This is a genomic window from Gloeomargarita sp. SKYB120 (assembly GCA_025062155.1).
Lineage (GTDB): Bacteria > Cyanobacteriota > Cyanobacteriia > Gloeomargaritales > Gloeomargaritaceae > Gloeomargarita.
Window position 1 is genome coordinate 5,179 of record JANXAM010000013.1, and the last position, 18,780, is coordinate 23,958.

Sequence of the window (18,780 nt, forward strand, 5' to 3'; positions counted from 1 at the left end):
CAAAAGCGTGAAATTGACCGTCAAATGCCAGTCCAGATGCACATGCCCTAGATAACCCGCTAAACCGGCTAGGGAATTAGCCGCAATGATTAACAACGACGTGCCAATCGCCTGTTTTACGGGGATGTTGGCCAGTAACACTAACGCCGGCACAATGGCAAAACCACCGCCCACACCTACCAGCCCAGTTAGCATACCCACCAGCAACCCTTCCGTCGGCAACCACAACCAGCAGTAGGGACAAACGGGCGGGACATAGGGGCCGGTGAGTTCCGGAGCAGGAGGGCGACGCCGGATCATCAACCCTGCCGCCACCAGCATTGCCACGGCAAAGAGGGTCGTCTGAACCGTATCGGTGATAAACGGCAAGGTAGCTAAGCGCGCGCCCCCGTAGGCTCCCACCATTGTCGCACCGCCAAACGCCACCCCGGCCCGCCAGGTGACATTACCCCGGCGCATGTGGGGAATTGCTCCCAGCAGGCTCACAGCACCGACAACTACCAGGGTCATGGGGACAGCGACTTTAGGAGCAATGCCCACCACGTACAGCAGTACCGGTAAGGCCAGTACCGAACCGCCGCCCCCGAGTAACCCCAGGCTTAGGCCAAAGAGTATCGCTAGGGCATAGCCGACTAGGACTGCCACGATTGACCTGCTCGCTTGTTATAGGGCAACTGCGCCAGGAGCATCCCTAGCGCACAGGTGTTGGTCACCCCAGCGAACACCAGCCCTGCTCCCACAAACCCGCTGAGCAGCAGGAACCAGGGCGAGACCGTAGCCCCCAGAATTGTCCCCAGCAAAACTAGCGAACCGGCCACAATCTGCACCTGGCGGAACAAGCTAATGGGGGCTTTGGGGTTACGCTCCACAGGATAGCCCTGTTGTTTCCAGGCCATGATGCCGCCCTGCAAATGGGTCACCTGCGCACACCCCGCCGCCAGTAACTGCTGCGCCGCCCGGTAGGAACGATTCCCTGACCGGCAATACAGCACCAAAACCTTATCATCGGGGCATTTGATTTCAGCGGGATTGAACTTGGACAGGGGATGGCAAATCGCCCCTGGAATCCGCTCCTCGGCGTACTCCACTGGTTCCCGCACATCCACCAGCCACACCCGCCCAGCGTCCCATTCCGCCTTCAGGGTGGCCGCATCCCAGCACTGAATTCCTGGTGTAGTCGTTTGCACTTGCGTCATGGCGTGCACCTCCCTACACACTCACCAAACCGCAACGTTCATTCGCCGGCACCGCCTCGGCAATCTTTTTCGGGTCCGGCAGGTTCAAGCTGTTCATGAGAGCAATGAACTCGTCGCGCGACTTCCCAGCCAGGCGCGAGTTCCAGCGTTTTTCTTCACCAATGGTAGAAACCGTGTGACCCCGGTAGTCATGCCCTGGATACACCAGCGTTTCCTCCGGCAAGGTAAATAGGCGCTCGGTAATCGCATCGTAGAGCAATCCTGGGTTGCCGCTTTGGAAGTCCGTCCGCCCACAGCCCCGGATAAGCAGGGAATCGCCCGTGAGCAGGTGCGTGCCGTTGACCAAGTAGGCCATGTGGCTGTCGGTGTGCCCCAAAGTGGCAATCGCTTGAATCGTCACTTTCCCCACCTGGAGTACCTCTCCATCGGCGATGAACCGGTCGGCACACTCGGCTTTGGACCCCACCGGCACCACTGTCTGGCAACCCGTGATTTCCCGTAACTTGCCCGCGCCGGTGATGTGGTCAGCGTGGACATGGGTCTCGATGGCATAGCGCAGAGTCAGCCCTAGCTCCCGCAACAACTGCACATCCCGCTCCACCTGCTCCAACACTGAGTCCACCAGCGCCGCCTCTTTCGTATCCGGGTCGGCAATTAGGTAACTGTAGGTCCAGCTCTCCCGGTCGTATAACTGCCGAAATAACACCGCTTTTGCCCTCCCTTCCGTCTTTATCATAAATTGTATAACTATATAATAATTTATGCAAGCCACAGATGGGTTATGCTGAGGTTAAGGAAGCGATGGCGGGGCAGTGTATGGCAACGATGTCGGTGGCGGTCCTGGAGCAAGTGGCCGACTACTTCAAAGTGTTATCGGAAGTGAGCCGGCTGCAGGTGCTCTGTGCGCTCAAGGACGGTCCTAAAAACGTATCGGAGATCATGGCGGCGACGGGATTGGGGCAAGCGAATGTGTCCAAGCACCTAAAAATTCTCACCCAGGCGGGGATGGTGCAACGGCAACCCCAGGGAGTACAGGTGTACTACCGGATCAGCGACCCGATTATCCTGCCCATGTGCGAGTTGGTGTGCCAAGGGTTGCAAAACCGGTTGCAGGCGCAACTCCAGACCTTCGAGGGGGAGAATAAAGGCGCATTGCAGTTTAGGTAATGACCAGGGCGTTGCCGATATTCATCGCCTGGTCCAGTCCTTCCCGCAACGCCAGCTCAACAACGCGCACCACTTCGTTTAGGAGGCGGGGCAAAAGCGCCTGCTGTTCAGGGCTGAAGGGTTCCAATACGTAGTGGGCGCTCTCTCCCACCACTGGACGACCGATGCCGATGCGCAACCGGGGAAATTCTTGGGTCCCTAGGTGAGCAATGATGGATTTCATCCCGTTGTGCCCGCCGGCAGAACCCTGTTTACGCAGGCGCAACCGGCCAAAGGGCAAGTCCAAGTCGTCGTAAATAACTAGGATTTCGCGGGGAGTGAACTTGAACCAGCGACAGACCGCCTGAACCGCCTGGCCAGAGTGATTCATATAAGTATTCGGCTTCAGCAGCACAATCCCTTGGCCTTCGGCGACCCAACCGTGCCACTGGGATTTTTCCCGCCACGCCAATCCCCACCGGCCCGCCAAGGCGTCCACCGCCATAAATCCCACGTTGTGTCGTGTGCGCTCGTACTTGGCCCCTGGATTCCCCAAGCCCACCATCAAGCGCAAGGGGGACATGGTTTCTAGGTCGCTGGTGGCTGACTAGGTGTCTCGCAGGTCATCCCTTCGCAGGCGGCCACCTCCGGCGTCAAGGGCACCTGGGGTTGGTCGTACTGGCGCAACAACGCCCCGAAGTCATCCGATTTGCGTCGTTGGAGCACCTGTTGCATCAGCGCTTCGTAGCGTTCTTTGCTGATCGGTTCAAAGGGCAACCGGGGAAAGGTTTGCAGCGCATCGAACCGGGCCAACAATGCGGCGCTGATATAGCCCTCATCGTGCTGAATTGCCTGGTAAATCCGGTCGGCGAGTTGCTCAATCTCATGCTCGCGAAACTCAATCGTCGCCGATGTGTTGTGGGTAGTGTAATGGCGCTGGACATTCATGTAGAAATCGAATTGGGCTAGGGCGCTGAATTGACTGATGTCCACCCCCGCCTCGTCGGCAATGTCCGCCCAGGAGACCGCCACCGGAATTTCCACCAGCCATTCGGTGCAGCGCGGGTCAAAGGGGTCATTGAGTAAGTGCCCCTGCTCGTCCTTATCGGCTTGACCTGGCACCACGCTATAGCCGTAATCCATGCAGGCCAGGGCCACCGGGTCATTTTTGGCAAAGGTGATGCGACGGATGTAGCGCTGGGCTTTGGGGGGATGCCACCCCGGCGACGCATTGGTGAGCAAACTTTTCGTACCCGCCGGTTGCACTGTGGTGCAGCGATTGGGCCGCCGTAACCCATGCCGGTCGCAGTAGTCCCACACCACCCGATGCACAACTTCTTTCCAAAACGTGAGATAGTCGGCCTCCTTCTGGCGCAAAATCAAGCCTAGTTCGCTATCCGGTCGTCCCGCCGCCCACCACTGGAGCCATTCCTTGCCAAAGGCATGCACAAAGAAATCAAACAACCCTGTAAACGACACCCCCACAATCGGGTCAATCTCTCGCGAGTATTGAAAACGCGGCTCCACAAACCGGTGGTGCAACAGGGCGGCTACTGTTAGAGCGCCAGCGGTAAAGGCTTTTTCCTGCTCTTCAAAGTTATGGGGATCAATCCGGTTTAAGTGAATTTCAGATAGGTTACAGTGAAAATCAGCACCGATAATTTCGCCGCAGTTATGCACAACCAACCCATTGGCATCAAAACGATTAGCGCCTGGAACAGAGCAGTCGTAAACCAGCTCCTCCCCATCTGGAACCAAGGCCATGACGGTTGCCGTAAATCGCTCACGGTTCAGGTGCCGTTGGTGGCGTTCAAGTAACGTGGCTAAACGAGTTGCTTTGTCGGGGTCACGAAACCCAATCAACCGCTGAAACTCCTGCAAATTGTCACCGCTAATGACCAGTTCGTGTTGCGCCCGACAGGGATAGGCAACCAGTTGTCGTTGGGAATTAGGCAATAAACGGGTATGGGCTGGACGCCGGTTGATGGAGAGCGTTGAAACAATGCCCAACCGGAGCAACATGCGCTGCACCGCCCGCAACCGTTCCAGGTCGCTGTGGGCTAACCGCACGCTGACCCCTTTGGTCTGGTCGCCTTGGACACTGCCATCAGCATCAAAAAATCCCCCTAGAAAGCCCCGGTAGAATTCATAACTGGCGCGTTCAATGGCTGGTGTAATAATTTTGCGGCCTTCACCTAATCCGTAAGATGCAGCCAGATGGAATAAACGAGCGCTTCCTACTTCACTGTAGCGGTTCTGGGGATGATTTCGTAAAATTTGGCTGGAAAAATCAGGGAAAACTGATTGACAAAGGGCTTGGGCAAACTCAGCCATCATGACTTGGTGTTCGCCCCAGTAACGCCAATGGCCTCGCCGTCCATGACTGGGTACATATTCCGACAAACAACCATCGCCCATCAAATTGCCTAGTAACCAGCCCTCGGTCCAGGTACCTATGCCCGACCAAGGCAACATCCCCCGGTGGTTGTGCAAGCAGATGAGGTCACCCGGCTGAAGATGCGCTGCTGCAACCCATGCACAGTCCTGGCGTTGCGTCGTTTGCCGAATGACCTTGAGCACAGGGTGGTTGGCGGTCAAGCGCAGGCAGTAACCCTCCCACGTGTGGAGCCGAAACACAGGTTGCATCCCACTGCAGAAGAAACCCGCCGGTGTCGTTTGGAACAGCTTCCCATGCACATACGTCCCATGCGGCTGACCGATGAGTTCCTTGACCTGTCGCGCTCCCCACTCGGTCTGCACCCAAGTATCGGCGGTGACGCAGGGATTCAAGCCATAGCGGCTCATGCGGTGGTCGAGTTCCGCCTCCAGGGCGCTTTCGGTCATGGAAAGGGAACGTTCAGGCGCTTGGGTCATCGTCGCGTCCTAGGCAAGTCCAAAGTCATGATATAGCTAAACCACCTTTAGAGAGCAAACTTAACAACAGAGCTTCGCCCTGCGACCGAGGGGACACCCCGCTACCGAGCGATTTGGTCTAAGATAAGAGTATCGGGGATGTGCAAGATGACCGGGATGCCCACCCTGCGAATCCTGCTGAGTGACCAGGTGTTGGAACCGGAAGTGATTTGTCAGAGTTGCCCGCTGGCCAGCCAGAGGGGAACACCCCGATGGTCAGGGGGACGGTTGGGATGCGGTTATCCGGCGCAGCGAGGAGAAGCCCAGGAACCGCTGGCCTTTGAATGCGCGATGGGATTTCGAGTGGTAGCCCTTCGCTCCTAGACAAAACTAAGATAGGCAGGGGAGAACGCGAGGGACTGTTATGCCGACAAGTGCCGCTACCGATGCCTACCAAGGTGAATTTCGCCGCCTGCAGGGCCTATTGCCAATGGAAATGCGCGGCTGGGTCACCATTGTGCCCAGTACAGCCATGAATCCGCCGGTAATCACCAGCGAAGAAGTGGACAAGGACCAGGTGGAGATTCAAATTGACCCGGTGCGGTGGGACCAACTGGCAATTGACCAGCGGAATTTGCTCTTCTGGCACGAGGTGGCCCGCATCCAGAGCGATACTTTGCCCAAAGAAGGCTGGGAAATGGCAGCCCTAGCGATTGGCCTGGGGGGAACGGTCGGGGAATTGTGGGTGCAAGACACGCTGTTGCTGTTGCTATCCCTGGGACTGACGGGGTTTGCGGGGTATCGGCTGTGGCGGCGACACCAGAAACAAAACGCTTTGAAGTGGGCGATTCAGGCCGATGAACGGGCGATTCAACTGGCAGTGCAACACGGCTATACCCTCCCAGCCGCCTATAAAAGCTTGGGGAGCGCCCTGAAACTGCTGGCGGAACAGACCCCCAACAAGGGGTTGCGCCGTCGCTACGAAGCCCGTCTCGATGCCCTCAAACGGAGCGCCCAACGGGCCAAGCAGAGCCGTTCCCGCGAATAAGTTGCGCCCCTTGACAACGCCCTATAATAATGGGTAGGCCTACTCATCAATATGGGGAACGCCCTTGCCTACTATAGAAAAGTTGTTTTTATTGCTGTTTTATTATGCCACGCATTTTGGTGATTGATGACGACGCCGCCATTACAGAATTGGTGAAAGTGAATTTAGAATTGGCGGGTTATGATGTCAGCGAAGCCAACGATGGTGTAAAGGGACAGGCGCTCGCCATCCAATTGCTGCCGGATTTGATCATGCTGGATTTGATGTTGCCGCGGGTGGACGGGTTAACGCTATGCCAGCGCCTGCGGCGGGACGAGCGCACCAGCCACATCCCCATCCTGATGTTGACGGCCTTGAGTCAAACCCAGGACAAGGTGGAAGGGTTTAACGCGGGCGCCGACGACTACCTGACCAAACCCTTTGAGGTGCAGGAGATGCTGGCGCGGGTGCGGGCCTTGTTGCGGCGGGCGGACCGGGCACCCCAGGCAGCCCCTGGGGAAATTCTCAGCTACGGCCCGTTGACCCTGATCCCGGAGCGCTTTGAGGCGATTTGGTTTGACAAGACGATTAAACTGACCCATCTAGAGTTTGACCTGCTCCATTGCCTGTTGCAACGGCACGGGCAAACGGTGGCCCCCAGCGACATCTTGCGGGAGGTGTGGGGCTACGACCCGGACGACGACATCGAGACAATCCGGGTACATGTGCGGCATTTGCGCACCAAACTGGAACCGGACCCCCGCCATCCCAAGTACATCAAAACGGTGTACGGGGCGGGCTATTGCCTGGAGCTGCCGCCGGTGGATGGGAAATTGCCCACAGGCCGGAGTCAAACGACGACGTCTCCTTCCCAGAGCTGATAGGATCAAACCAGCGAGTGCCTTTGGGTTTATGGCGACGGAGACGGTGACGCCAACTCGTTACCGGGAATCTGTTCAGGGTGCGCGTCGCCTGAGCAACTACTGGTGGGCAACGGTGACGGGCTTGGGTGGTCTGGGATTTCTGCTGGCTGGGATTTCCAGCTATACCCGGGTGAATTTGTTGCCCTTTGCTGACCCCACCCAGTTGCTGTTTATCCCCCAGGGCATCGTGATGGGCGCTTATGGCGTGGCGGGTTTACTCCTGAGCGGGTTTTTGTGGTTGTTGATTGTCTGGGATGTGGGCGGTGGGTACAACGAATTTGACAAGGAAACCCAACGGGTGACGATTTTCCGGTGGGGCTGGCCAGGAAGAAACCGGCGGGTGGAGCTGGTGTATGACCTGGCGGAGGTGCAGGCCATCCGGGTGATGGTCCGGGATAACTTCCTCAATCCCCGGCGGGCTTTGTATCTGCGGCTGCGAGGTAAGCGGGATATCCCTTTGACGCCGGCGGGACGACCCCTGGCTCTGGGGGAACTGGAGGAACGGGCGGCGCGATTGGCGCGATTTTTGGGTGTGCCAGTAGAGGGATTGTGATGGGACGCGTTGTGTGGCTGGCATTTGTGCTATTGTGGCTGGTGGGTTGCCAGGCCAACGCCGACAGCCTGAATCCATCTCGCCCGGAGCCTGGAGCGATGACATCTTCCCGGTGCAACATCCCCCCCGAACTGGTGCAACCATTGCGCGGCTATCCCTGTCTTAACGGCAAAGCGGTTGTGGAACTGGTGGTCAACGGCCAGACGATCCTGCTGGAGGTAAATGGGGAAGACGCGCCAGTGACAGCGGGGAATTTTGTGGACTTGGTACAGCGCGGGTTTTACGACAACTTGACGTTTCACCGCGTCGTGCGGGAGCCCCAACCGTTTGTGGTTCAAGGTGGCGACCCCAAGGGCAACGGCACTGGCGGGTTTGTGGACCCCCAGACCAAGCGGGAGCGGGTCATTCCCTTGGAGATCAAGCCGGAAGGGGCCACCCAGGCCTTGTATGGGCGCACGTTCCCGGAGCAGAACATCCAGCAAGCCCCCAAGTTGCGCCACCGGCGGGGTGCCCTAGCGATGGCCCGTTCCCAAAATCCCAATTCCGCCTCTTCCCAGTTCTACATCACCCTTGCCGAGACCAGCTTCCTGGATGGGAACTATGCAGTTTTTGGTTACGTGACCAAGGGGATGGAGGTGGTGGACCGGATCAGGCAGGGAGACCGGATCACCCGAGCGCGGGTGGTGCAGGGTGCTGAGCATTTGACCACGATCCAGTGATCGCGATGGAAACCCCCTCGCGCTGGCGGTTGCTCGTGTACCTGTTGCCGGTGGTGGGTCTTGTGCCGGCGCTGTGGAACCTGGCAACCAATCGCCCACGTTCGCGGCGGGAACGGGAATTGAGCCGTAGCGTCGTGACTCTTACCGGCTTGTGGCTGGTCGCCTACGGGTTGTTGGGAACCGCCGCCCAGCAGGAGTCGTTGGCGCTGCCCGCCTTGGTGGTGAACAGCTTCGTGACGTCGGGCTACTTCGTCTTGCAGGTGTGGTTGACGCTCCGGGTCTGGCGAGGCGAATCCCCGTCCTTGCCGTGGCTAGGGCGTTTGGCTCGCCGTTTACCCTAGGGGCGATGTACGCTAATCTAAATGAAGCGCTGAGGTGACCTGTGTCTGTGACGCCCACACCCACTCGAATTGCTCCGGCGCGAGTACGGGCGCGACATTGGCCGCGATGGAGTCTGGCCCTGTTTATCCTACTCGGGGTCAGTTCAGCGGCGGTGGGCGGTGGGCTGGCCTGGTTTTTGCACAGTACTCCCCTGCAACAGCGGTGGTTGAGCCAGGAAGAAGCCAAAACCTTTTTTGGGGAACCCATTGCCGGGGGATTTTGGGGCGTGCCGGAACTACGCCGCCCGGTGAATATCTTGTTTTTGGGGATCAAGGTGCTGGCGTTGGACCCCCAGGCGGGTTACCAGAAGCGGGTCAACGATTTTGAGGGGCTAACGGACACGATGATGCTGTGGCGGTTTGACCCGGATAGGGGAACGGTGACCGTCCTTTCCCTGCCCCGCGATACCCAAGTGCTGATTAAAAATGACCCCTACAGCAAGTTGAACGAAGCCAACGCCAAAGGAGGGCCGGCGCTAGCCGCCGAAACCGTCAGCGGCCTGTTGGGAGGAGTGGTCATTGACCGCTACGTGCGGGTCAACCCTATGGCGATTGAAGCGCTGGTGGATGCCGTGGGGGGCATTACCATTAATGTCCCCAAAGATATGAAATATCAAGACGACAGTCAGCACCTGTACATCCATCTCAAGGCGGGACCTCAGAAACTGAACGGCAAGCAGGCGCTGCATTTTCTTCTGTATCGCCAGGACGGGCTAGGGGATATTGGCCGGATTCAGCGGCAACAGATGTTCATGCGGGCCTTTCAGGAGCAAGCGTTGAACCCCCAGACTGTAACCCGCTTGCCCCAAATATTCAGCGCCATCAAGCAGTACGTAGATACCAACCTGACGGGCGAAGAACTGGTTGCCCTGGTGCGGTTTGCCCAGCAGACGCCGCGGGAAAAATTTCACATGATGCTGTTGCCGGGCCAGTTTGGGACACCAGGGCGCTTGTCCGGCTACTGGATTCCCGACCCCATCCGGATCCGGCAGATGGCGGTGCAACATTTTGGTTTGCCGGCAGATACGACCTGGCGCGGGGAACTCCAGCTTGCCCAGATGGAGGTGGTGTTGCAGGACAGCACGGGTGAGCAAGGAGCCGTTCCGGCGGTGACCGAGCATCTCCTGAAGGCCGGATTCCGGCGTTTGTACCGCGAGGTACCCTGGCACGAGACGTTAAACCAGACAGTGATTATTGCCCAGCAGGGGAATGTGCAGGCGGCGCAAGCGGTACGCGACGCCCTTGGATTTGGCGAAGTTCGGGTGGACAGCACCGGCGTGCTCAACTCCGATGTCACGGTGCGGATTGGACGGGATTGGCGGTTCCATTTGAGCAGGGCTACTTCCCTCTAACCCGGATTGTCAGTGGGTGGGGTCTGTTCCGCCTGTTGACGTGCAGCGCAACTCTGCAGGACTTTGGTGTCTTTGGTAACTTCCGCCGCCCGGCACAAGTCGGCATTGCCCTGATCCGGCTTCCCCATCCCGAAGTAGGCAATGGCCCGGTGGCGCAAGAGCACGGGGTTATCCGGCTTGCCCTCCAATGCCTTGGTCAAATCCCGCACGGCCTCCCGGTATTCCCCCAACTTCAGATAGGCAATGCCCCGTTGTTCGTAGGCCTCCAGGTAATCGGGGCGCAGGCGAATCACCTCATTTAGCTTGGTCACCGCCTCCTGGGGACGGCCCTGCTTGAGCGCTCGCACGCCTTCTTCGTAGATTTTGTTGGCATTGGGGGCGCAACTACTGCTCAGCAACAGGATTGCTATCAACCCTCCCCACAGGCACCATCTCCTCACGTTTCCACCTCCTCATTGCACCGCCAACAACCGGGATTCCGCTAGCCGCTGTAACCAAGGCTCCAGATAGCGCTCGTTGGCCGCCCGTTCCCGCGGGTCTGTACTCGTCAAGGGATAGGGCGCTAGCGCTTGCATCGCCGCTGTCGTCACGCAGAACATGGCCTTTTGAAAACTCACACAAATTTTAACCCGCAGGTCGCCCAAGCCCCGGGGTGTTTGTCGGTAGCGCGCTAGCAGGTAATCCGGTAAATAATGGCGCATATCTTGCATGAGTAAGGTGGGGGGAATGCCCGCGCCGCCAATGGGTAACGGGTCCGCGTACAAAGCGCCGTAGTTAAAGTCCGCTTGGTCGGCGGGAATTTGGTACGCCTGGGCGTTGTAGGACACAGTGCCCATGAAGGGAAACGACCGGAAAAATACTGCTTCCACGTAGGGCACCGCCGCCGCCGTGAGAAAGTTCAATCTAGCGCTTTCAGGAACCAAGGGATAGGCTTCTCCCCGGATTTTAACCGCATAAGTAATCGGCTGGGATGCGGCGTTGACTAACCCCGTGCGAATGTGGTCCACCACAGCAGCAATGGAGGCAATTTCACCCCGGTCGTAACGGTCAGATAAATGTAGAAATAGGGGACTCATTACCCGCCAAAACTGCCCTAGTACGCTGGTGTAAACCATTTGTTTGACCTGTTCCGGGAGAAAGGTGGGAAAAAGGGCGTGCAGGATTCGTAAAAGCCAGTTCCCCTGGATTTTGGCTCGAATAGCGCGCTCAGCGTTTTGGGCAAATTCGGGCGAATCTAAGTAGGCATCCAAGGGGGGACTCCCATGCCACAACATCGCCCGCATGCAGTATTCGGAAAATTCATAGTTAATCCGGTCGTGGTTCCAGTGGCGCCACAGTTTTTGCCAGGTGATTTCCCCGTTGAAGTATTTGAAAAAGGGAAAAATCACGAGGAACTGGTCCTGGGCCATGTAAAGCAAGTTTTCCCAGTAATACTTCAGGACCACGCCGTAGCTTTTGAGAATGCCCACCACTTCCACCACATTTTCCGGCGTATCTGGCAACAGCGCCTCGCCCTTGAGCAAGCGTTCTTTGACCGTTTCCAACGGCGTTGCCAGTTTCATCCCAGCCCCCAATGACTCACTGTCACTTCACTCCAGCGAACCAACCAGCTTGGTTGCAACCCCAACATCACCACTAGCCCGGCCAAGACCACGGCTGGCAGGCGTTGGCCCCAGGTAACCGGCGGCAGTTCCGCCAAAGCAGGGGTCAATCGCCCAAAAAACGCCCGGTTCACCAGCAGTAAAAAATACACCGACGTCAGGGCAGTTCCCAGCATCGCCAGCACTGTTGGCACCGGAAACACCGGAAAACTGCCGCGAAACACCATGAACTCGCTAATGAAACCGACCATCCCCGGAATGCCACTGCTAGCCATCACCGCCAGGATCATCAAACTGCCCACTACCGGCAAGCCCCGCTCAGGCGTGAGCAACCCCTGCAATTTCGCCAAATCCCGTGTGCCCGTGACCCGATAGACCACCCCCACCAGGAAAAACAATAGCGCCGCAATCAACCCATGGCTTACCATCTGGGCCACCGCCGCCACCAGGGACAAGGGGGTTGCCGCCGCTGCCGCCAGCAAGACATAGCCCATGTGCCCAATCGAGCTAAAGGCCACCACCCGTTTCATATCCTGCTGCCCAATCGCCATCAACGAGCCGTACAAGACGCTCACCACTGCCCAGACCGCCAGCACCGGCGCTAGCACCCGCCACCCCTCTGGCAGCAACTGCACCCCAAACCGCAATAACCCGTACGTTCCCAGCTTGAGCAAGACGCCCGCCAACAACATGGAAACTTCCGTGGACGCTTCCACATGGGCATCCGGCAACCAGGTATGCAGCGGCACCAATGGAATCTTGATGCCCAGCCCCAGCAGCAATAAAACCAACAGGCCGATTTGCGCCCCCAAACCCAGCGTTTTCGCAGCCATCACAATCACTTCGTAATCAAAGGACCCTGCGCCGCTGAGCACCACCAAACCAAAAAACGCCGCCAACAGGAGCAACCCCGAAATGGCCGTATAGACCAAAAACTTGACCGCTGCGTAGTCCCGCCGTGGCCCACCCCAGATGGCAATGAGTAGATACAGGGGCAGCAACTCCAGTTCATAAAACAGGAAAAACAACAGCAAATTTTGGGCCAGGAATGCGCCCGCTACCGCCGCACCCGCCAGCAGCACCAAGCTGTAGTACAAACGGGGACGAGATGCCGGATGAGGGCTGGCAACCACCAGCGCCACGATGAGACTGTTTAATCCCAGCAGGGGCAATGACAGGCCATCCACCGCCAAGCGATAGCTCAACCCCAGGTTGTCTAACCAGGGGAGCGATTGCACCATTTGCCAGCCAGCCGTGTGGACATCAAACTGGGCCAGCAACACCCCCGTCCAAATTGCTACGACGGCAACTGTTGCCAAGGCGACTGAACGCACCCACCGCCCCGGCGCCAGCCACAGCAACAGCACCCCCAGCAACGGCCAGCCAATCAAGCCACTTAACATGGGATAGGGAAACGCGCCAGCCTGAATTCATTCTAGGGAACTTGGTGATGCTGCTTGCCTATTTAGACCCAGACCAGCGGGCGTTCTTGACTCGCACTGCCCAGGCCGTCGCTGCCATGGGTGGGCACGTGTACTTGGTAGGGGGCGGGGTACGGGATTTGCTGCTGGCCCAATCCCAGGGGCAGACCATCACCTTGAGCGACATGGATTTGGTGCTCGATCAGGTGTCTCCAGATGCCATTGGCGAATTGGCGCAACAGATGAGTCGCTGGCGTCCTGGTGCCCTGGTGCAACCCCATCCCAAGTTCCACACCTGCGACTTGCTCTGGCCGGATTTGGCCTTGGATTTAGCGCTGGCGCGGCGGGAGACCTATCCCCATCCAGCGGCCAACCCCCTGGTCACGCCAGCGGACATCCACCAGGATTTACACCGCCGCGACTTTACCATCAATGCCATGGCGCTGGGTTTGCATCCCGCAGGCGTTTTGCTGGACCCGTTCGATGGGCAGGGGGATTTGCAGCGCAAGTCTTTGCGGGTGTTGCATGAACGGAGCTTCGCTGATGACCCCACTCGGCTATGGCGGGGCGTGCGCTATGGGGTGCGCTACGGGTTGCAATTTGCCCCGGAAACCGTAGCCCAATGGCATGCGACGTTAGCCAGTGGTGTGTATGAATACTGGCGTCAACAACCAGGGCAAGCGCCGGCGCTGCAAACCCGCTTGCGGGCGGAATTGCACTATCTCTGGCAAATGGCGCAGTGGGTCCAGGCGGGACGGTGGTTAGAAGCGCTAGGCGCCTGGGCCTGCATTCACCCCGAACTGCACTGGACGCCGGCGTTGGAACGCAGTCTGCGCACTGCTAGTTACGTCCTGCGCCACCATCCCCACCGGTATCGGTGTCTCACCGAATTACTAGTCAGCTACGTCCCACCGACGGATCGCTATGCTGTGGCGCATTGTCTGGATTTACCTTTGGCCGCCCAGAAACGCTTGGCCCAATTGGAGCGCTTGGAAACGCAATTGCCGGCATTACCCGCCTTGCCCGTGAGCCGCATTTGCCAAACCTTGGAGCCTTACGAGCCGGAACTTCTCTGGCTGGCCCTGTTTCGGCAGCGGGGAAACATCCGCAACATCCTACGCAACTATTTACAGCACTGGTCCCACGAACACCCGCCCTTGAATGGCAAAGATTTACGGGAACTCGGCTATCAACCTGGACCCCAATTTCGCCAGATTCTTTCCCGTTTGCGTTCCGCCTACCTAGACCGAGAAATTACCGACCGCACGGAAGCCATTGCCTACGTCCAGCGGTACTTCCCTAGGGTTTCACCCGGTCAATGACCCGAATTTTGCCATCGGGCGTCACCTGCCACACATCATAGCTCCCCACCACATCCCCAAATGCATCAAAATCCACATTGCCGCTGGCACCCTGGTAATTAATGTCCTGGCCCTGTTTGAGCAGTGCCAAACCCTGACAGACATCCGTAACCGGTTGACCTGGTGGATTGCCAATCTCGCGAATCTTGGGCGCAATATCCACCCCGCGATTGCTCTGGGCCGCCTGCGCCGCTAAGATAATCACCGCCGCCGCATCCCAGGTTTGGGCTGTAAAAGGGGGCAAGGCCGTACCCCGTTTCTCGCGCCAGAGTTTCTCCAAGGCCGCCAGTGCTGGTCCATCCGCCCCCGGCACCGTGCCAATCGCTCCCGCAATAATGAATTGCCCCTGGGGATTTTTGCCCACACTGGCGACGAACTGCTCCGACTGCACCGCATCCGTCAGTAACAATTGCACCCCTGGCAACAGCCCTTGCTCATAGGCCGATTTCAACAACAGCGCTCCCGTTTCCGCATAGACGGCTGCCATCACCGCCTGGGGTTTATTGGCAAAGGCGCTGCGGGCTTCACTTTCCAAGGTCGTGGCATTGGGGTCGTAGCGGGTGGGACGATTAACAATCTGGCCGCCTTTTTGGGTGAAGGCTCGGGTAAACTCCCGTTCAAACCCCAGGCCATAGCTGTTGTTAATCACCACCGTGCTGACGCGCCGGAGTCCCCGTTTCAAGGCCAAGGCCGCCAGCGCTGCCCCCTGGTAGGTATCCGGCGGAGCTGTGCGGTACCAAAAGCCCTTGTATTCGCCTTTCTTGGCCCGTTCGGTGAACTCGGGACTGGTGCTCCCCGGCGACACCAGCGGCACCTGGTTACGCACCGCCACATCCAACGCCGCCTGGGACACGCTGCTGGCAAAAGAACCCACCACGCCCCCCACCTGGTTGACTTCCGCCAGTTTGGTCATCGCGGCGGCCCCTGCGGTTGGTTGCGTCTGGTCGTCTTCTTGGAAGACCTGCACCGGCTGGCCGTTGACCCCCCCGCAGGCGTTCACCTGTTCCACCAGCAGATTCACCGCCGGAATCATCTCTTGTCCCAAGGGCGCCAAATCCCCGGTTGCCGGCAACAGGACGCCCAATTTCAACCCCTGGGGCGCTGGTTGACAACCCGCCAACAACCCCGTCAATGCCAGTCCTGGAATCACCCACCGTTTCATGAACTCCCCACCCCTGCGATGGCCTGTTGCATTGAAATTCTAGTTTAAGGGTCAATGCGATGGTCCACAAAATAGGTAATCCGGCGGAACTGGGACAACGTCAACGCTCGCATATCCTGTTCCAGGCGTTGCCGGCTGGCAGCTAAGTCATGGCAAACCGGATCAGGGGTATGCAATTTCACGTAGCCCACCTGACAGATTGGCACTTGACCATAGAACGCCGCCCAGTTGCTGTAAGTGCTGGGGACGCCAACCAGATAATCACAGCGAGCCAAGGTGTATAAATCCTCCACCACATGCCCAGGGCCGAAATACACAGGAAAGTCTTGGAATCGATGCGCCTGGTCACGGAAATCCTCATCCGAACACAGGATAAAAGCCACCCGCTGGCCGGCTAATTGTTCCGTCATCCGTTCCATAACAATTCGCCACATTTCCAGCCCGTGGAACCCACCATACAACCGATAATCTCCCGCCCGAATATGCAAGCCGACCAGCGTATCGTAGGTATCCCGTAAGGGTTGCACAAAGGCATCAATGCGTTGCTGATGCAGGGGTATTGGTGTAAACCATTCCCGCAGCGTCTGTTGATGCTTGACAAAGCAACGGGGCGCCCGGATATACCACGCTCGCACACACAAGGCGGTCTTCACCACCAAATCATCAATGAGCAACGGATTGCCCCAGTGTTTTCCCGGTTCTGGCAGGACTTGGATATGGGACTTCAATACGGGATAGGCATTCACTAGCTTGCGTAGGACACGTACCCCGGTATAAACCACTTTGGGCACCCAGGGACGGTAGGGCCATCGAAATACATTGGGGTTCGATGCTGGGCCGACAAAATAGGGGGTATATTCTGCAAAGCCCCAGTCCCATAATTGGTGGTTTTTCTCTAGGGCATAGGCCAACAGGTGGGCGGAGATTAATAAACGGTTCCCCAGGCGTCCGAAGCGGTGCGTCAGGATAATCATGGGTTGGCCACGGCGTTTCGGCGATAATCGTACAGGAGACCCAGCAACGTGTCAAATTTCATTGGGTGAAAGTTCTCCAACATCTATGCTCCATCCATTTAATCCCCAAACCTGGCCATTTGCCCTTACCGATTTACCCCCTCACGGTTACTTGGTCGGCGGCGCAGTGCGGGATGGATTACTAGGGCGTACAAAAAAGAGCTGGGATTTAGACCTTATTTGTCAAACGGATGTCCTGCGGCTCGGTCGCCATTTATCCCGTAAATACCGCACTGGTTTTGTGGTGTTAGATGCCGACCGCCAAATTGCCCGTCTCGTTTTCCCCCAGGTCACCGTAGATTTAAGCGCAATGCAGGGGCCAGATATTGAGAGTGATCTGCGCCAGCGAGACTTTACGATCAATGCCATCGCTTGGGATTACACCGCCCGCACCTTTTATGACCCCTTTAACGGGCAAAAGGATTTACAGGCCCAAACGATTCGCATGGTACATCCCGATAACTTGCGCCGGGACCCCTTGCGAGTTTTACGCGCCTATCGCTTGGCGGCCCAATTGCACTTTGCCATCGAACCCCTCACGCAACAAACCCTGAAAGATTGCGCGCCCTATTTGGCCCGGGTCGCTCCTGAACGAGTCCAAACAGAATTGAACCTACTGCTGGCGGAACCCCACAGTTCTCATTGGCTTTTTTGTGCGGAACAAGACGGCGCGCTCAAACCCTGGTTTCCTAACATTCAACCCGCATGGTTGACGCTACTCCCCCGTTGGGATGAAGTTGTGATGACCTACCCCCAAATTAGCCCTTATCTAGCGCGGGAATTGCGGGCCGACCGTTCCGTGTTACAGACGCTGAAATTGCGCTGTTTGTTGAACGACAACCCGGTGGATGTGGAACAAACCTTAACTCGCCTGCGCTACAGCCGCGCTGAAGTTGAGTACCTGGTAAAATTCGTGCGCCTGTGGCCGCGTTTTGCTGCGTTACTCCAGCTATCTCCCCCCGCCATCGCTGACCAATTCGAGATGTTCCAACAGGCAGGGGACGTCTTGCCCGGATTAGTGGCGTTGGCGCTGGTGCGGAGCTATCCCGAAGCGCAGGTATGGCCCTGGTTAGAGCGCTACAGCGACCCCAACGACCCCGTGGCCCATGCTTTGCCCCTGGTAACGGGTCACGACTTGATGGAACATCTCAACTTGCCACCTGGCCCTCAGATTGGCGAGCTACTGCGGGCGCTAGCATTGGCCCATGCGCAGGGAGAAATTGCTAACCGGCAAGATGCGCTGGCGCTGGCCCGAAAATTAGCTCTCCCGTAGAATTTGCGGCACTTGGAAAAAGCGGTCTTCAGGCGCAGGGGCCGCTTGCAGGAGCGCGTCAGTCAAGGTTGAAGGAATGGGTTCGTCGGGGCGCAGTACGTTGGATGTATCCACCGCGTGCATGGTCGGGGGCACATCCCGCAGGTCAAATTGCTGGATTTGGGCCATGTAGTCCAGGATGGACCCCAGTTGTTGGCTAAATGTCTCAATTTCTTCTGGGGTTAAAGCCAGCCGCGCCAGGTGAGCCAATTGCGCCGTTTCTTCGGGGGTCATGGTCATCTCAAAACACCTCGATATTGCCGCGTCCAGTGGTTTTTAACCAGTTCTGAGCTTCGATGTAGTTGTTGGGGGCTAAACGAATCGCCTCGCGCCAGTATTCCGCCGCTTTGTCGAATAATTCCTCTGCTAATTCGGGTTGATTAGCGGCTTTCGCCTGCTCCCCCTGGTAGTGATAAATAACCGCAATGTTGTTGAGCGCCTGGGGCATGCGGGGGTTGAGTTCCAACGCTTGATGATAGTATGCCAGCGCTTTTTCGTGGTCGCCGTTGCTGGTGTGAATCAAACCAATGTTGTACAGGATAAAACTGCGGTCGTAGGGGTCGTCTTCGAGCGCCAGGGCCTCTTCATAATTTTTGAGCGCTTCCGCATATTCCCCTTCCGCCTGGGCGTTCATCCCATCCCGGTAATAGGCAAACGCCGCTTTTTCCTTGGGACTGGCCGGCAATAGCTTGAGCAACAAATCCGCCAGTACCGTAAAGGTTTTGTCAATGAAATTATCGTTGCGCTGCGAGCGGGGCATA

Annotated in this window: 21 protein-coding genes and 1 pseudogene; 10 read left to right on the plus strand and 12 right to left on the minus strand. The window is 57.7% G+C overall.

What is annotated here, in order from left to right:
• From NZ705_06275 to NZ705_06285, 3 genes and pseudogenes are all read right to left on the minus strand, one after another.
• Positions 1 to 645, minus strand: a pseudogene (locus NZ705_06275) (sulfite exporter TauE/SafE family protein).
• Positions 633 to 1,196, minus strand: a complete 564-nt coding sequence (locus tag NZ705_06280) for a rhodanese-like domain-containing protein (protein ID MCS7292566.1) — start codon at positions 1,194 to 1,196, stop codon at positions 633 to 635. Before NZ705_06280 ends, NZ705_06275 begins: the two are co-directional and overlap by 13 nt.
• Positions 1,197 to 1,209: 13 nt before the next feature.
• Complete coding sequence (locus NZ705_06285) at positions 1,210 to 1,902, minus strand: MBL fold metallo-hydrolase (protein ID MCS7292567.1); 693 nt, start codon at positions 1,900 to 1,902, stop codon at positions 1,210 to 1,212.
• 110 nt (positions 1,903 to 2,012) lie between these two features.
• On the opposite strand from NZ705_06285, the gene NZ705_06290 reads away from it, so the two are divergent.
• Positions 2,013 to 2,363, plus strand: coding sequence for a metalloregulator ArsR/SmtB family transcription factor (locus NZ705_06290; protein ID MCS7292568.1), 351 nt, complete (start codon positions 2,013 to 2,015; stop codon positions 2,361 to 2,363).
• Here the strand turns inward: NZ705_06290 and pth are convergent.
• A complete protein-coding gene (gene pth / locus NZ705_06295) occupies positions 2,356 to 2,925 on the minus strand; it encodes an aminoacyl-tRNA hydrolase (GenBank protein MCS7292569.1) in 570 nt (189 codons plus the stop codon). The two genes, NZ705_06290 and pth, sit on opposite strands and share 8 nt — an antisense overlap.
• Before the next feature lie 5 nt (positions 2,926 to 2,930).
• Positions 2,931 to 5,216, minus strand: coding sequence for a ribonucleoside-triphosphate reductase, adenosylcobalamin-dependent (nrdJ, locus tag NZ705_06300; protein ID MCS7292570.1), 2,286 nt, complete (start codon positions 5,214 to 5,216; stop codon positions 2,931 to 2,933).
• Between the two features lie 156 nt (positions 5,217 to 5,372).
• Here nrdJ and NZ705_06305 point away from each other — a divergent pair, with 156 nt between their 5' ends.
• From NZ705_06305 to NZ705_06335, 7 genes are all read left to right on the plus strand, one after another.
• A complete protein-coding gene (locus NZ705_06305) occupies positions 5,373 to 5,579 on the plus strand; it encodes a hypothetical protein (protein MCS7292571.1) in 207 nt (68 codons plus the stop codon).
• Positions 5,580 to 5,619: 40 nt separating this feature from the next.
• Positions 5,620 to 6,243, plus strand: coding sequence for a DUF3318 domain-containing protein (locus NZ705_06310; protein ID MCS7292572.1), 624 nt, complete (start codon positions 5,620 to 5,622; stop codon positions 6,241 to 6,243).
• 104 nt (positions 6,244 to 6,347) lie between these two features.
• Entirely contained in the window at positions 6,348 to 7,103 is a 756-nt protein-coding gene (locus tag NZ705_06315; GenBank protein MCS7292573.1) for a response regulator transcription factor, read from the plus strand.
• A gap of 31 nt (positions 7,104 to 7,134) precedes the next feature.
• On the plus strand, positions 7,135 to 7,698 hold the full coding sequence (locus NZ705_06320; protein MCS7292574.1) for a photosystem I assembly protein Ycf4: 564 nt from the start codon (positions 7,135 to 7,137) through the stop codon (positions 7,696 to 7,698).
• A gap of 98 nt (positions 7,699 to 7,796) precedes the next feature.
• The gene (locus tag NZ705_06325) at positions 7,797 to 8,417 is read left to right on the plus strand and encodes a peptidylprolyl isomerase (protein MCS7292575.1); all 621 of its coding nucleotides are present in this window, start codon (positions 7,797 to 7,799) and stop codon (positions 8,415 to 8,417) included.
• A gap of 5 nt (positions 8,418 to 8,422) precedes the next feature.
• Positions 8,423 to 8,758, plus strand: coding sequence for a hypothetical protein (locus NZ705_06330; GenBank protein MCS7292576.1), 336 nt, complete (start codon positions 8,423 to 8,425; stop codon positions 8,756 to 8,758).
• A 41-nt stretch (positions 8,759 to 8,799) separates the two neighbouring features.
• Positions 8,800 to 10,149 carry an LCP family protein gene (locus NZ705_06335; protein MCS7292577.1) on the plus strand — a complete coding sequence of 450 codons (1,350 nt, stop codon included), beginning with the start codon at positions 8,800 to 8,802 and terminating at the stop codon, positions 10,147 to 10,149.
• Here the strand turns inward: NZ705_06335 and NZ705_06340 are convergent.
• The 3 genes from NZ705_06340 to NZ705_06350 are packed head-to-tail and all read right to left on the minus strand — an operon-like array spanning position 10,146 to position 13,153.
• Positions 10,146 to 10,562 (minus strand): tetratricopeptide repeat protein, encoded by a 417-nt coding sequence (locus NZ705_06340; GenBank protein ID MCS7292578.1) that lies wholly within the window; start codon positions 10,560 to 10,562, stop codon positions 10,146 to 10,148. The two genes, NZ705_06335 and NZ705_06340, sit on opposite strands and share 4 nt — an antisense overlap.
• 39 nt (positions 10,563 to 10,601) lie before the next feature.
• On the minus strand, positions 10,602 to 11,711 hold the full coding sequence (locus tag NZ705_06345; protein ID MCS7292579.1) for a CO2 hydration protein: 1,110 nt from the start codon (positions 11,709 to 11,711) through the stop codon (positions 10,602 to 10,604).
• Positions 11,708 to 13,153 (minus strand): NADH-quinone oxidoreductase subunit M, encoded by a 1,446-nt coding sequence (locus NZ705_06350; GenBank protein MCS7292580.1) that lies wholly within the window; start codon positions 13,151 to 13,153, stop codon positions 11,708 to 11,710. Before NZ705_06350 ends, NZ705_06345 begins: the two co-directional genes overlap by 4 nt.
• 47 nt (positions 13,154 to 13,200) lie before the next feature.
• Between NZ705_06350 and NZ705_06355 the strand changes: the two genes are divergently transcribed.
• Complete coding sequence (locus NZ705_06355) at positions 13,201 to 14,493, plus strand: hypothetical protein (GenBank protein ID MCS7292581.1); 1,293 nt, start codon at positions 13,201 to 13,203, stop codon at positions 14,491 to 14,493.
• Here NZ705_06355 and NZ705_06360 read toward each other — a convergent pair.
• The gene (locus NZ705_06360) at positions 14,471 to 15,694 is read right to left on the minus strand and encodes an ABC transporter substrate-binding protein (GenBank protein ID MCS7292582.1); all 1,224 of its coding nucleotides are present in this window, start codon (positions 15,692 to 15,694) and stop codon (positions 14,471 to 14,473) included. The genes NZ705_06355 and NZ705_06360 overlap by 23 nt on opposite strands.
• A 44-nt stretch (positions 15,695 to 15,738) precedes the next feature.
• Positions 15,739 to 16,668 (minus strand): hypothetical protein, encoded by a 930-nt coding sequence (locus tag NZ705_06365; GenBank protein MCS7292583.1) that lies wholly within the window; start codon positions 16,666 to 16,668, stop codon positions 15,739 to 15,741.
• Between the two features lie 85 nt (positions 16,669 to 16,753).
• On the opposite strand from NZ705_06365, the gene NZ705_06370 reads away from it, so the two are divergent.
• Positions 16,754 to 17,980, plus strand: coding sequence for a hypothetical protein (locus tag NZ705_06370; protein ID MCS7292584.1), 1,227 nt, complete (start codon positions 16,754 to 16,756; stop codon positions 17,978 to 17,980).
• Here NZ705_06370 and gatC read toward each other — a convergent pair.
• Positions 17,966 to 18,259, minus strand: a complete 294-nt coding sequence (gene gatC / locus NZ705_06375; protein ID MCS7292585.1) for an Asp-tRNA(Asn)/Glu-tRNA(Gln) amidotransferase subunit GatC — start codon at positions 18,257 to 18,259, stop codon at positions 17,966 to 17,968. The two genes, NZ705_06370 and gatC, sit on opposite strands and share 15 nt — an antisense overlap.
• A 1-nt stretch (position 18,260) precedes the next feature.
• Entirely contained in the window at positions 18,261 to 18,779 is a 519-nt protein-coding gene (locus tag NZ705_06380; protein MCS7292586.1) for a photosystem I assembly protein Ycf3, read from the minus strand.
• Between the last annotated feature and the right edge of the window lies 1 nt (position 18,780).